At 57.0% G+C, this 13963-nt stretch carries 8 protein-coding genes; all 8 read left to right on the top strand.

Translation table 11 applies throughout. The annotated features are described in order from the left end of the window. Window positions 1-202: 202 nt before the first annotated feature. The 8 genes from ACH1XZ_RS00325 to ACH1XZ_RS00360 all read left to right on the top strand — a co-directional run bounded on the left by ACH1XZ_RS00325 (window position 203) and on the right by ACH1XZ_RS00360 (window position 13959). Window positions 203-5143 (top strand): alpha-2-macroglobulin family protein, encoded by a 4941-nt coding sequence (locus ACH1XZ_RS00325; protein ID WP_395593870.1) that lies wholly within the window; start codon window positions 203-205, stop codon window positions 5141-5143. 1 nt (window position 5144) lies between these two features. Then, entirely contained in the window at window positions 5145-7463 is a 2319-nt protein-coding gene (gene pbpC, locus ACH1XZ_RS00330) for a peptidoglycan glycosyltransferase PbpC (RefSeq protein ID WP_395593871.1), read from the top strand. 268 nt (window positions 7464-7731) lie between these two features. Then, window positions 7732-8163 (top strand): nucleoside-diphosphate kinase, encoded by a 432-nt coding sequence (gene ndk / locus ACH1XZ_RS00335; protein WP_185668893.1) that lies wholly within the window; start codon window positions 7732-7734, stop codon window positions 8161-8163. Between the two features lie 167 nt (window positions 8164-8330). Beyond that, entirely contained in the window at window positions 8331-9497 is a 1167-nt protein-coding gene (locus tag ACH1XZ_RS00340) for a bifunctional tRNA (adenosine(37)-C2)-methyltransferase TrmG/ribosomal RNA large subunit methyltransferase RlmN (protein WP_395593872.1), read from the top strand. Window positions 9498-9774: 277 nt separating this feature from the next. Next, window positions 9775-10794 (top strand): cytoskeleton protein RodZ, encoded by a 1020-nt coding sequence (gene rodZ, locus ACH1XZ_RS00345; protein ID WP_395593873.1) that lies wholly within the window; start codon window positions 9775-9777, stop codon window positions 10792-10794. A gap of 26 nt (window positions 10795-10820) precedes the next feature. Then, a complete protein-coding gene (gene ispG, locus ACH1XZ_RS00350) occupies window positions 10821-11939 on the top strand; it encodes a flavodoxin-dependent (E)-4-hydroxy-3-methylbut-2-enyl-diphosphate synthase (protein WP_035891392.1) in 1119 nt (372 codons plus the stop codon). A 91-nt stretch (window positions 11940-12030) separates the two neighbouring features. Then, window positions 12031-13305: a histidine--tRNA ligase gene (gene hisS / locus ACH1XZ_RS00355; protein ID WP_395593874.1), complete on the top strand. Its 1275-nt coding sequence runs from the start codon at window positions 12031-12033 to the stop codon at window positions 13303-13305. 33 nt (window positions 13306-13338) lie between these two features. Further along, window positions 13339-13959, top strand: a complete 621-nt coding sequence (locus ACH1XZ_RS00360) for a YfgM family protein (RefSeq protein ID WP_395593875.1) — start codon at window positions 13339-13341, stop codon at window positions 13957-13959. Window positions 13960-13963 lie beyond the last annotated feature (4 nt).

The raw sequence follows: 13963 nt of genomic DNA on the forward strand, positions 1-13963 counted from the left end.
GAAGTGCCTCCATTTGCAAACGTAGAGGAATTGTCGACGTTTTCCCTTAGGCTGACAAGTTAACTACGCCATGGTTGTGATTGAGGCTATATGGAATCTGAAAAGGATGTCCGGAAGTGACCATTCTATTGGTAAAAGTCACGTTTGCGCATAATACTGTGTGCATTAACGAAATAGAGACTTAACGTCAGAGGTTCTAAGGATGAAACCGTCCCGTTTAGCCGTGCTTGCTATGCTGACCGCCACGCTTCTTGTCGGATGTGACGACAGTAAGAAAGCGCCGGAGGTCAAACCCGCCGCTTCCGCATCGCAGAACGCCACGCCCGCCAAACCTGATGCTGCGCAGTTGGAAAAACTGGCCCAACAAAGTCAGGGTAAAGCGCTTACGCTGCTTGATGCCTCTGAAGTGCAGCTTGATGGCGCAGCCACGCTGGTGTTGACCTTCTCTATCGCGCTTAACCCCGATCAGGATTTCAGCAAAACCGTTCACGTTGTGGATAAGAAAAGCGGCAAGGTTGACGGCGCTTGGGAGTTGGCACCAAACCTGAAAGAGCTGCGCCTGCGCCACCTTGAGCCTAAGCGCGACCTGATTGTGACGGTCGACCCCGAACTGGCGGCGCTGAATAAAGCGACTTTCGGCTCAAGCGTTGAAAAAACGCTGACCACCCGTGATATCGCGCCAAGCGTAGGTTTTGCCAGCCGTGGTTCGCTGCTGCCAGGCAAAGTGGTCGAAGGGCTGCCGGTGATGGTGCTCAACGTGCCGCACGTCGACGTTAACTTCTTCCGCGTGAAACCCGAGTCGCTGGCGGCGTTTGTCAGCCAGTGGGAATACCGCAGCTCGCTCAGCAATTGGGAATCTGATGAATTGCTGAAAATGGCGGATCTCGTCTATACCGGGCGTTTTGACCTCAACCCGGCGCGCAACACGCGGGAAAAATTGCTGCTGCCGTTGAAAGATATCGCACCGCTGCAACAGTCTGGCGTTTATATTGCGGTGATGAATCCGGCCGGACAATACAGCTACAGCAATGCCGCCACGCTCTTTACCTTAAGCGATGTTGGCGTATCGCTGCATCGTTACCACAATCAGTTGGATGTCTTCACTCAAAGTCTTGAGAACGGCGCGGCCCAGTCGGCGGTTGAGCTGACGCTGCTTAACGACAAAGGGCAAACGCTGGCTCAGGCCAATAGCGATAGCCAGGGCCATGCCACCCTCAAAACCGATAAAGACGCCGCGCTGCTGCTGGCACGAAAAGAGGGGCAAACCACCTTACTCGACCTCAAACTTCCGGCGCTGGATCTGGCCGAGTTCGATATTGCAGGGGCCCCGGGCTACAGCAAACAGTTCTTTATGTTTGGCCCTCGTGACCTTTATCGTCCTGGTGAAACGGTGATCCTCAACGGCCTGCTGCGCGACGGCGACGGCAAACCGCTGGCCGAACAGCCAGTGAAGCTGGAGGTGGTGAAACCGGACGGGCAGGTTATTCGTAGCGTGGTGAGCCAGCCGGTTAACGGTCTGTATCAGTTTACCTATCCGCTGGACGCGAGCGCGGCAACCGGTATGTGGCATATTCGCGCTAACACTGGCGATAACCAACTGCGCGAGTGGGATTTCCACGTCGAAGATTTTATGCCAGAGCGCATGGCGCTGAACCTGACGCCGCAGCCTGAACCGCTGGCACCGGATGATGACGTGAAGTTTGACGTGGTGGGCTACTACCTTTACGGTGCCCCGGCTAGCGGTAACAGCCTGCAGGGTAAGCTCTTTTTACGTCCGCTACGCGAGGCCGTGGCCACGCTGCCGGGCTTCCAGTTTGGTGATATTGCTGAAGAAAATACTTCCCGCAGCCTCGATGAAATGAACCTGACGCTGGACGCCAAAGGCCGTGGCGAGGTCACTACCGCCAGCCAGTGGCAGGAGACGCACTCACCGCTGCAGGTCATCCTTCAGGCCAGCCTGCTGGAATCTGGCGGTCGCCCGGTCACCCGTCGTGCCACTCAGGCAATCTGGCCCGCCGCTGAACTGCCGGGTATTCGCCCGCAGTTTGCCAGCAAAGCGGTGTATGACTACCGCACTGATACCACGGTGAATCAACCGATCGTCGATGAAAACAGCCAGGCCGCGTTCGATATTGTTTACACCAACGCACAGGGCGAAAAAAAGGCCGTTTCTGATCTTCAGGTTCGGTTGATTCGCGAACGCCGCGACTACTACTGGAACTGGTCGGAAAGCGACGGTTGGCAGTCCCGTTTTGATCAAAAAGATCTGATCGAGGGTGAAGAATCGCTGAGCCTGAAAGCCGATGAAACTGGCAAAGTCAGCTTCCCGGTCGAGTGGGGCGCATATCGGTTAGAGGTTAAAGCGCCGGATGACGCGGTAACTAGCGTGCGCTTCTGGGCCGGTTATAGTTGGCAGGACAACAGCGACGGCAGCGGTGCGGCACGTCCGGATCGCGTTACTCTGAAGCTCGACAAACCTAACTACCGACCTGGCGATACCATTAAACTGCACGTCGCGGCTCCGGCGGCGGGAAAAGGCTATGCCATGGTCGAGTCCAGCGATGGCCCGCTGTGGTGGCAAGAAATTAACGTTCCAGCGGAAGGGCTGGATCTCAGTATTCCGGTGGATAAGAGCTGGAACCGTCACGACCTTTACCTCAGTACGCTGGTGGTGCGTCCGGGCGATAAATCCCGCTCAGCCACGCCGAAACGGGCGGTGGGCGTGCTGCATCTACCGCTTGGCGATGAACAGCGTCGGCTTGGTGTGACGCTTGAAAGCCCGCAAAAAATGCGGCCAAACCAGCCGCTGACCGTCAAGGTGAAAGTGAATCGCAAAGAGGGCGATACGCCGAAGCAGGTGAACGTGCTGCTCTCCGCCGTCGATAGCGGTGTGCTGAACATTACCGACTACACCACCCCAGACCCGTGGCAGGCATTCTTCGGCCAGAAACGTTATGGCGCGGATATCTACGATATCTACGGCCAGGTGATTGAAGGCCAGGGACGCCTGGCGAGCCTGCGCTTCGGCGGCGACGGTGACGAACTTAACCGCGGCGGTAAACCGCCTGTTAACCACGTGACGATTATTGCCCAGCAGGCGCAGCCCGTGACGCTCGATGAAAACGGCGAAGGCACCATTACGATGCCTATCGGTGATTTTAATGGCGAGCTACGCGTGATGGCACAGGCCTGGACGGCGGAGGAGTTTGGCAGCGCTGAGTCTAAAGTGGTGGTCGCCGCGCCGGTCGTCGCTGAACTTAATACGCCGCGCTTTATGGCGGGTGGCGATAGCGCACGTATGACGCTGGATATCACCAACCTGACCGATAAACCGCAAACGCTTGACGTACAGATAGCCACGAGCGGGATGTTGCAGCTGAAAAGCACGCAGCCTGCGTCGGTATCGCTGGACCCGGGCGTAAGAACTACGCTATTTGTCCCGGTTAGCGCCAGCGAAGGTTACGGTGATGGCGAGGTCAATGTAACGGTTTCGGGCATGAAGCTGCCGGATGAAACCCTGGCCGACCTGCACAAGCAGTGGAAAATTGGCGTGCGTCCGGCCTTCCCGGCACAAACGGTCAATAACGGCGCGGTGCTGCAACCTGGAGAAAGCTGGAGCGTTCCGGCGAATCAGAATGCGGCGTTCTCGCCGGTGACGCTTCAGGGGCAACTGCTGCTAAGCGGTAAACCACCGCTGAACCTGGCGCGCTATATTCGCGAACTGAAGGCCTATCCTTACGGCTGCCTGGAGCAGACTGCCAGCGGCCTCTTCCCGCAGCTTTATACCAATGCGGCACAGTTGAAAACGTTGGGCATTGTCGGCGATAGCGACGATAAGCGCCGCGCGTCGGTGGATATCGGCATCTCGCGTCTGCTGCAAATGCAGAAGGATAACGGTGGCTTCGCGCTGTGGGATAAAGACGGTTCGGAAGAGTATTGGCTGACGGCCTACGTGATGGACTTCCTGGTTCGAGCGGGTGAGCAGGGCTATAGCGTGCCAGCAGAGGCCATTAATAAAGGCAATAACCGTATGCTGCGCTATTTGCAGGAGCCGGGGCTGATGAGCGTGCGTTATACCGATGATAACGCGGCAAGTCGCTTCGCTATTCAGGCCTATGCAGGTCTGGTGCTGGCTCGGCAGCAAAAAGCGCCGCTTGGTGCGCTGCGTGAACTGTGGGAGCGTCGCGCTCAGGCCGGTTCTGGTCTACCGCTGATGCAGTTAGGCATTGCCCTGAAAGCGATGGGCGATGCGCCGCGTAGCGAACAGGCTATCCAGCTTTCGCTCACCACCAAACGTCAGGATCAGCGACGCTGGCTGGCGGACTACGGCAGTGCGCTGCGTGATAATGCGCTGATGCTCTCGCTGCTGGAAGAGAACAAATTGCTGCCGGACGCACAAAACACGCTGCTGCAAACGCTCTCCGAGCAGGCATTCAGCGAGCGCTGGCTGTCGACGCAGGAGAATAATGCGCTATTCCTGGCGGCGAAAGGTCTACTGGATCTACCGGGCAACTGGCAGGCGCAAACCTCGTTTGAAAGCCAGCCGCTGCAGGGGAATAAAGCGTTGACGCGGAATCTCGACGGCGACCAGCTCTCCGCACTGACGGTGACGAACAAAGGAGAGCAGCCGCTGTGGCTGCGCCTGGATAGCACCGGGTATCCGGAAAATGCGCCTGCGGCGTCCAGCAACGTGCTGCATATCGAGCGGCAGTTCTACGGCACCGACGGGCAGCGTAAATCGCTCTCTTCCCTGCGCAGCGGTGAACTGGTACTGGTGAAGCTTGACGTTAACGCCAGCCAGAACGTACCGGACGCATTGGTTGTCGATATGCTGCCGGCAGGGCTGGAGTTAGAAAACCAGAACCTGGCGAATAGCAGCGCCAATCTGCAGGACAACGGCACTGAGGTGCAGGAGTGGCTCAACCAGATGCAGCAGGCGGATATCCAGCATATGGAATTCCGCGACGATCGCTTTGTGGCGGCGGTTTCCGTTAGTGCGAATCAGCCGGTCACGCTGATCTATCTGGCTCGTGCGGTCATGCCGGGTACCTACCGCGTGCCGCCGTCGCAGGTTGAGTCTATGTATGTTCCGGGCTGGCGCGCCGTTGGGGCGGCGGACGATATGCTGATCGTTGTGCCGTAGAATGCGTCTTGTCTGGAGTAAACGCCCCGTCTGGCGATGGCTTGCCGGGGCGGTCGTGTTGTTGTGCGCTGTCGTTGTGCTGGCGGATAAACTCTGGCCGCTGCCGCTCCATGAAGTCACTCCCGCTCGGGTGGTGGTGGCGGAGGATGGCAGCCCACTGTGGCGTTTTGCCGATGCCCAGGGAATATGGCGCTACCCGGTGACTATCGAAGAGGTGTCACCGCGCTATCTTGATGCCCTGATCCAGTATGAAGACCGCTGGTTCTGGGAACACCCCGGTGTGAATCCGTTATCTATTGCCCGCGCGGCCTGGCAGGATGTGACCTCTGGCCGCGTGGTGTCCGGCGGCAGTACCCTGACTATGCAGGTCGCGCGCTTGCTTGACCCGCACCCGCGAACCTTCGGCGGCAAATTTCGTCAGCTCTGGCGCGCGATGCAGCTGGAATGGCATCTCTCCAAACGAGACATCCTTACCCTTTACCTCAATCGCGCCCCGTTTGGCGGCACGCTACAGGGCATTGGCGCGGCAAGCTGGGCCTATCTGGGTAAACCTCCCGCCCAATTGAGCTATGCCGATGCCGCACTGCTGGCGGTGCTGCCTCAGGCGCCAAGCCGCTTACGTCCGGACCGTTGGCCAGCACGCGCTCAGGCGGCGCGTAATAAAGTGCTGGACCGCATGCTGGCGCAGCAGGTCTGGTCGGCCGAGGTGGTGAAAGAGGCGAAAGAGGAACCGGTCTGGCTGTTTCCGCGGCAGATGCCGCAGCTTGCACCGCTCTTCTCACGCCATATGCTAGCCCGCAGCCGGGATGAGAAAGTGGTTACGACTCTGAATGCCGGGTTGCAGCGCCAACTTGAAGAGATGGCCCTGAACTGGAAATCGCGCCTGCCGCCGCGCAGCTCGCTCGCGATAGTGGTAGTGGATAACCTGAATATGAAGGTGCGCGGCTGGGTGGGGTCGGTAGATATCGCCGACGACAGCCGGTTCGGCCATGTGGATATGGTAACGGCGGTTCGCTCGCCGGGGTCGGTGCTGAAACCGTTTTTGTACGGCATGGCGCTCGACAGCGCACTGATCCACCCGGCTTCGTTGTTGCAGGATGTGCCTCGGCGGGTGGGGGACTACCGGCCTGGTAATTTTGACAGCGGCTTTCACGGCACGGTAAGCATGAGCGATGCGCTGGTGCGTTCGTTGAATCTTCCTGCGGTACAGGTGCTGGATGCCTACGGGCCGAAGCAGTTCGCTGCTCGCTTGCGTAATGCCGGGCTGCCGCTGATTTTGCCTGCGGGGGCGGAGCCCAACTTATCGCTGATTCTTGGCGGCTCCGGGGCAAGGCTTGCGGATATCACCGCCGCCTATAGCGCTTTCGCCCGTCATGGCAAAGTGGGAAAACTGCGCCTGCTGGCGAGCGATCCGTTGGTGGAGCGCCCCTTGCTCTCTGCGGGCGCGGCGTGGATTATTCGCCGCATTCTTGCCGGAGAAGCCCAGCCGGTACCCGATGCCTCATTACCGCAGGTTGTGCCGCTGGCATGGAAAACCGGTACCAGCTATGGCTATCGCGATGCGTGGGCCATCGGTGTCAACGCACGCTATAGCATTGGCGTCTGGACGGGCAGGCCGGACGGTACGCCGGTGGCCGGACAGTTTGGTTTTGCCAGCGCCATTCCACTGCTCAATCAGGTGAGCAATCTGCTGCTGGCCAGCGCGACGCGCCAGCAGGAGGGCCGCGATCCGCGACCTGCGTCGGTGAGCTCGGCGGAAATTTGCTGGCCTGGTGGACAACCCTTACCGGCCGGGGACAGCAACTGTCGCCGACGGCTGTCTACCTGGGTACTGGATAACAGTCTGCCGCCGACGCTGTTGCTGCCGGAACAGGAAGGGATGCAGGGGATTCGTTTCCCGCTGTGGCTGGACGCTGAAGGTAAGCGCGTGGCGGCGGATTGTCCTGATGCCCGTGAAATCACGCTCGACGTCTGGCCGCTGCCGCTGGAGCCGTGGCTGCCTGTCGGAGAGCGCCGCGCGTCACGGTTGCCGCCGGTCTCGACGACTTGCCCACCGCGCCAATTGCAGAACGCCGCTCCGCTGATGCTTTCCGGTATTCGTGAAGATGCGGTTATCCGGCGTTTACCTGGAGAACCGAGCGCAAAAATCGTGCTGCAGGCAAGCGGCGGGGAAGGGCGACGCTGGTGGTTCCTCAACGGTGAGCCGCAGGCCAGCGCTGGCGATAATCTGATTTTAACGCTGACGACCCCGGCGCTTTATCAACTGGTGGTTATGGATGAAGCGGGGCAGACTTCGGTGGTGAATTTTACGCTGCAATGAGTGACGTTGCCGGGTGGCGCTGCGCTTACCCGGCCTACAGGCAGATACCGTATTGTAGGCCCGATAAGCGTAGCGCCATCGGGCAGAAGCAGCGCACAATAGACAAAGCGGGCTTGTTACAAAATGTGTTGCTTAAAAGTGTTTTATTTTAAAAAAATGTTACCTTCATCCATAGGCAACGACGCATCCGGTCTTTATAATCCGCGCCAGGTCATACAACTGATATGTATGCACGACAACAGAACAAATTTTATTACTAGAGGTAATCATGGCTATTGAACGTACTTTTTCCATCATCAAGCCAAACGCGGTGGCAAAAAACGTTATTGGCAGCATCTTCGCTCGCTTTGAATCAGCAGGGTTTAAGATTGTTGGCACCAAAATGCTGCACCTGACCGTTGAGCAGGCTCGTGGCTTCTACGCTGAGCACGATGGTCGTCCATTCTTCGACGGTCTGGTTGAGTTCATGACCTCTGGCCCAATCGTGGTTTCCGTACTGGAAGGCGAAAACGCCGTTCAGCGTCACCGTGACCTGCTGGGCGCAACCAACCCAGATAACGCGCTGGCTGGCACTCTGCGTGCTGACTACGCGGACAGCTTCACCGAAAACGGCACCCACGGTTCTGATTCCGTAGAATCCGCCGCGCGCGAAATCGCTTTCTTCTTCGCAGAAGGCGAAGTGTGCCCACGTACCCGCTAAGGGCACGTTTACACTTTATTTAGCGAATGCCACGTGCAGACGTGGCATCCGTGCGCCAGAATTTGTACAATGCAGCGCCCCCGGACGAGCAGACCGCTTTCCTGGGGCGCTTCTTTTTATCAACCCTCCAGGGGCCATAACGTGTAACAACGAGGCCGGAATAGAAAATGTCTGAACAAATTGTCACGCCTGAGAGCGCCATCCCGGCGGTTCCCAACAAAGATGGAAAAATAAACCTGCTGGATCTTAGCCGTCCGCAGATGCGCGAGTTTTTTAAAGACTTAGGCGAAAAACCCTTCCGCGCCGATCAGGTGATGAAGTGGATGTATCACTACTGCTGCGACGACTTTGATGAAATGACTGACATCAACAAAGTCCTGCGCGGCAAGCTCAAAGAAGTCGCTGAAATTCGCGCCCCGGAAGTGGTGGAAGAGCAGCGTTCATCTGACGGCACCATCAAATGGGCGATTGCCGTAGGCGATCAGCGCGTTGAAACCGTTTATATCCCAGAAGACGATCGCGCCACCCTGTGCGTCTCTTCACAGGTCGGCTGTGCATTAGAGTGTAAATTCTGCTCTACGGCTCAGCAGGGCTTTAACCGTAACCTGCGGGTATCGGAAATCATCGGCCAGGTCTGGCGCGCGGCGAAAATCGTCGGTGCCGTCAAAGCGACTGGCGTACGTCCTATCACTAACGTGGTGATGATGGGCATGGGTGAACCCCTGCTGAACCTGACCAACGTGGTTCCGGCAATGGAAATCATGCTGGACGATTTCGGTTTCGGTCTCTCCAAACGTCGCGTAACCCTGTCTACCTCAGGCGTTGTGCCTGCGCTGGATAAACTGGGCGACATGATTGACGTGGCGCTGGCGATTTCCCTGCACGCACCGAACGACACCATCCGTGACGAAATTGTACCTATCAACAAAAAGTATAATATCGCGACGTTCCTGGAATCCGTTCGTGGCTACATTTCGAAATCCAATGCCAACCAGGGCCGCGTGACCATCGAATACGTGATGCTTGACCACATCAACGATGGTACCGAACATGCACATGAGCTGGCTGCACTGCTGAAAGATACGCCGTGCAAGATCAACCTCATTCCGTGGAACCCGTTCCCGGGCGCGCCATATGGTCGCAGCTCCAATAGCCGTATTGATCGTTTCTGTAAGGTGATGATGGGCTACGGTTTTACCACTATCGTGCGTAAAACCCGCGGTGATGATATCGATGCCGCCTGTGGTCAGCTGGCCGGTGATGTTATCGACCGTACCAAGCGTACAATGCGTAAGCGTATGCAGGGTGAAGCGATCGACGTGAAAGCGCTGTAATTCAGCGTGGCATGCGCATGAAAAGGCGCACGCAAAGCCAAGTGCTTAAGGATTAGGCGAAACGTACTGATTTGGATAATAATTACGGTGCGTTTCGACAAGTATTGAGGCAGTATGTAGCGTTGCAATCACAGCGTGAATACTGCCTTTGACGCTGTTTTGGATAGGGTATACCCGACAGCCAGTCTGTCAGTTCGAACACACGACCGGATGTTTCGCGGTGCGGGCATTGTTTCGCATCAGAACCTTAAATTTCACGAATCAGCAGTTGTAGCGAATGAATACTGAAACCAACCACGACCAACAAGAAGCACAAACCACGGGTGTCCGTTTGCGTAATGCCCGTGAACAACTCGGACTCAGCCAGCAAGCCGTTGCAGAACGCTTGTGCCTGAAGGTTTCCACCGTTCGTGATATTGAAGAAGATAAGGCGCCTGCTGAACTCGCTTCAACATTCTTGCGTGGTTATATCCGCTCCTATGCTCGCCTCGTGCATATTCCCGAGGAAGAACTGCTGCCGATGATGGAAAAGCAAGCACCGGTACGCGCGGCGAAAGTCGCCCCGATGCAGACCTTCTCCCTCGGCAAACGTCGCAAAAAACGCGATGGCTGGTTGATGAGCTTTACCTGGCTCGTGCTGTTCGTGGTGGTCGGTCTAACCGTTGCCTGGTGGTGGCAGAACCACAAAGCGCAGCAGGAAGAGATCACCACGATGGCCGATCAATCCTCCGTTGAGCTGAAAGCGAACGGCAGCGACGCTCAGGATATCCCGCTGAACACCGGCGCGGATGCTAACCAGGCTCCAGCAACCGCCGATTCCGCAGTTGCACCAGATAACGCCGCTGCCGCGCCAACGGATGCCGCACCGACTGCGACTACCGCACCTGCCGCGACCGCACAGAATAACGCCGTTGTGGCACCGTCTCAGGCTAACGTCGACGGTACCGTAGCGCAGACTACAACTCCTGCACCACAGACCGCTACGCCGGGCGCACTGCCAACTGACCCGGCTCAGACCGCAGCCCCGGTTGCTGATGCTAACGTGCTGGTGATGAACTTCTCCGCCGACTGCTGGCTGGAAGTGACCGACGCTACCGGTAAGAAGCTGTTCAGCGGCCTGCAGCGTAAAGGTGGTAACCTGAACCTAAGTGGTCAGGCACCTTACAAGCTGAAAATTGGTGCACCGGCCGCAGTACAGATTGAATACCAGGGTAAACCGGTCGATCTGAGCCGCTTTATCAGAACTAACCAGGTTGCGCGCCTGACCGTGAGTGCTGAACAATCACCAGCACAATAACAGACGCGTAATGCGGGAGATTTTTCATGCACAACCAGGCTCCAATTCAACGTAGAAAATCCACACGCATTTACGTTGGGAACGTGCCGATCGGCGATGGGGCTCCTATCGCCGTACAGTCGATGACCAATACGCGCACAACAGACGTTGAAGCGACGGTTAATCAAATTAAGGCGTTAGAACGCGTAGGGGCGGATATCGTTCGCGTATCCGTGCCGACGATGGACGCCGCAGAAGCCTTCAAGCTTATCAAACAGCAGGTTAACGTCCCGCTGGTTGCTGATATTCACTTCGACTACCGTATCGCCCTGAAAGTGGCGGAGTACGGCGTTGACTGTCTGCGCATTAACCCAGGCAACATCGGCAACGAAGAGCGTATTCGCATGGTTGTTGACTGTGCTCGCGATAAAAATATCCCTATCCGTATCGGCGTTAACGCCGGGTCGCTGGAAAAAGATCTGCAGGAAAAATACGGCGAACCTACGCCCCAGGCGCTGCTGGAATCAGCAATGCGTCACGTGGATCACCTCGATCGTCTGAACTTCGACCAGTTCAAAGTCAGCGTGAAAGCGTCCGACGTTTTCCTTGCAGTGGAATCTTATCGCCTGCTGGCGAAACAGATCGATCAACCGCTGCACCTTGGGATCACCGAAGCCGGCGGCCTGCGTAGCGGCTCCGTGAAGTCGGCGATTGGCCTGGGCCTGCTGCTGTCCGAAGGGATCGGCGACACGCTGCGCGTTTCGCTGGCGGCGGATCCGGTTGAAGAGATCAAGGTCGGTTTCGATATTCTGAAATCACTGCGTATCCGCGCGCGCGGGATCAACTTCATCGCCTGCCCAACCTGTTCACGTCAGGAGTTTGACGTTATCGGGACGGTCAACGCGCTGGAGCAGCGTCTGGAAGATATCATCACCCCGATGGACGTATCGATCATCGGCTGCGTGGTAAACGGCCCTGGCGAGGCGCTGGTGTCGACGCTGGGCGTGACCGGCGGCAACAAAAAAAGCGGCCTGTATGAAGACGGCGTGCGTAAAGACCGCGTTGATAACGACGATATGATTAGCCAGCTTGAAGCAAGGATCCGTGCGAAAGCCTCGGTGCTTGATGAAGCGCGTCGTATCGACGTTCAGCAGGTTGAAAAATAACGAGATGGGAAGCGGCTTGCTTCCTGTGTATGATTGAACCCCAGGCGCCAGTCGCGCCGAGGGTTCATTTTTATATATAAAGAGAATTAACGTGGCAAAAAACATTCAAGCCATTCGCGGCATGAACGATTATCTGCCTGGCGAAACCGCCATCTGGCAGCGCATTGAAGGCACACTCAAGCAGGTGCTCGGCAGCTACGGTTATAGCGAAATCCGTTTGCCGATTGTAGAGCAGACCCCGTTGTTCAAACGCGCTATCGGTGAAGTGACCGACGTGGTTGAAAAAGAGATGTATACCTTCGAAGACCGCAATGGCGATAGCCTGACGCTGCGTCCGGAAGGTACTGCGGGCTGTGTACGCGCCGGCATCGAACATGGTCTTCTGTACAATCAGGAGCAGCGTCTGTGGTACATCGGGCCGATGTTCCGCCACGAACGCCCTCAGAAAGGACGTTATCGCCAGTTCCATCAGCTGGGTGTCGAAGTGTTTGGCCTGCAGGGGCCGGATATCGACGCCGAGCTTATCATGCTGACCGCGCGCTGGTGGCGTGCGCTGGGCATGGCAGAACACGTGAATCTGGAGCTGAACTCCATCGGTTCTCTGGAGGCCCGTGCTAACTATCGCGATGCGCTGGTGTCCTTCCTTGAGCAGCACGTTGACGTGCTGGACGAAGACTGCAAACGCCGTATGTACAGCAACCCGCTGCGCGTGCTGGATTCCAAAAACCCAGACGTTCAGGCGCTGCTGAATAATGCACCGGCGCTTGGCGACTACCTGGATGAAGAATCCCGCGAGCACTTTGCTGGCCTGTGCGCACAGCTTGATGCTGCCGGTATCGCCTACACCGTTAACCAGCGTCTGGTTCGCGGCCTGGACTACTACAACCGCACCGTTTTCGAATGGGTCACCAACAGCCTCGGCTCGCAGGGTACCGTGTGTGCCGGCGGTCGTTATGATGGTCTGGTTGAGCAGTTGGGCGGTCGCGCTACCCCTGCGGTAGGCTTCGCGATGGGTCTGGAACGTCTTGTTTTATTAGTTCAGGCAGTTAATCCGGAATTTATTGCCTCTCCTGTTGTCGATATATACCTGGTCGCTTCAGGTACCGGAACTCAGTCAGCCGCTATGGGGCTGGCAGAGCAGGTGCGTGATGCATTACCGGGCGTAAAACTGATGACCAACCACGGTGGCGGCAACTTTAAGAAACAGTTCGCGCGCGCTGATAAATGGGGTGCACGTATTGCCCTGGTTCTGGGTGAGTCTGAGGTTGAGCAAGCCACTGTTGTCGTGAAGGATTTGCGCTCTGGTGAGCAGACAACCGTAACGCAGGAAGGCGTTGCCGCGCATTTGCGCACTATTCTGGGGTAATCTCCAGGACATTATTATCAGGAGAAGGGCTGCGTGGAAATTTACAATAACGAAAACGATCAGGTTGATGCGATTAAACGCTTCTTTGCCGAAAACGGTAAAGCACTGGCCGTTGGGGTAATTTTGGGGATTGGTGCGCTGGTTGGCTGGCGTTACTGGAACTCGCATCAGGTAGACTCGGCCCGGGAATCTTCCGCGGCTTACGAAAATGCCGTTTCTTCTCTTAGTTCAGGGAAACCGGAAGCGCTGGCCGCGGCTCAGAAATTTGCCGCAGAGACCAAAAACACCTATGGTGCGTTTGCTTCTCTGGAACTGGCTCAGGTCTTCGTGGATAAAAGCGACCTTGCTCAGGCTGAAAAACAGCTGCAGCAGGGCCTGGCAGCCGCATCTGATGATAATCTGAAATCCGTTATCAGCCTGCGTCTGGCGCGCGTTCAGCTACAGCTGAAGCAGCCAGATGTTGCTCTGAAAACGCTGGAAGGCGTGAAGGGTGAAGGCTGGACGGCCATTGTTGCTGATTTACGCGGGGAAATCCTGCTCAGTAAAGGTGACAAACAGGGCGCACGTGCGGCGTGGGAAGCTGGCGCTAAGAGCGATGCATCGCCCGCGCTGAGCGAAATGATGCGCATGAAAATTAATAATTTGTCCGTCTGAGAGG

The sequence above is a fragment of the Kluyvera chengduensis genome (assembly GCF_044197065.1).
In the GTDB taxonomy this organism is placed as follows: domain Bacteria; phylum Pseudomonadota; class Gammaproteobacteria; order Enterobacterales; family Enterobacteriaceae; genus Kluyvera; species Kluyvera ascorbata_C.

What these genes read in the sequence shown, in the direction of transcription:
- ACH1XZ_RS00325 (WP_395593870.1), top strand. Translation starts at nt 203, where the DNA reads ATGAAACCGTCCCGTTTAGCCGTGCTTGCTATGCTGACCGCCACGCTT.
- pbpC (WP_395593871.1), top strand. Translation starts at nt 5,145, where the DNA reads ATGCGTCTTGTCTGGAGTAAACGCCCCGTCTGGCGATGGCTTGCCGGG.
- ndk (WP_185668893.1), top strand. Translation starts at nt 7,732, where the DNA reads ATGGCTATTGAACGTACTTTTTCCATCATCAAGCCAAACGCGGTGGCA.
- ACH1XZ_RS00340 (WP_395593872.1), top strand. Translation starts at nt 8,331, where the DNA reads ATGTCTGAACAAATTGTCACGCCTGAGAGCGCCATCCCGGCGGTTCCC.
- rodZ (WP_395593873.1), top strand. Translation starts at nt 9,775, where the DNA reads ATGAATACTGAAACCAACCACGACCAACAAGAAGCACAAACCACGGGT.
- ispG (WP_035891392.1), top strand. Translation starts at nt 10,821, where the DNA reads ATGCACAACCAGGCTCCAATTCAACGTAGAAAATCCACACGCATTTAC.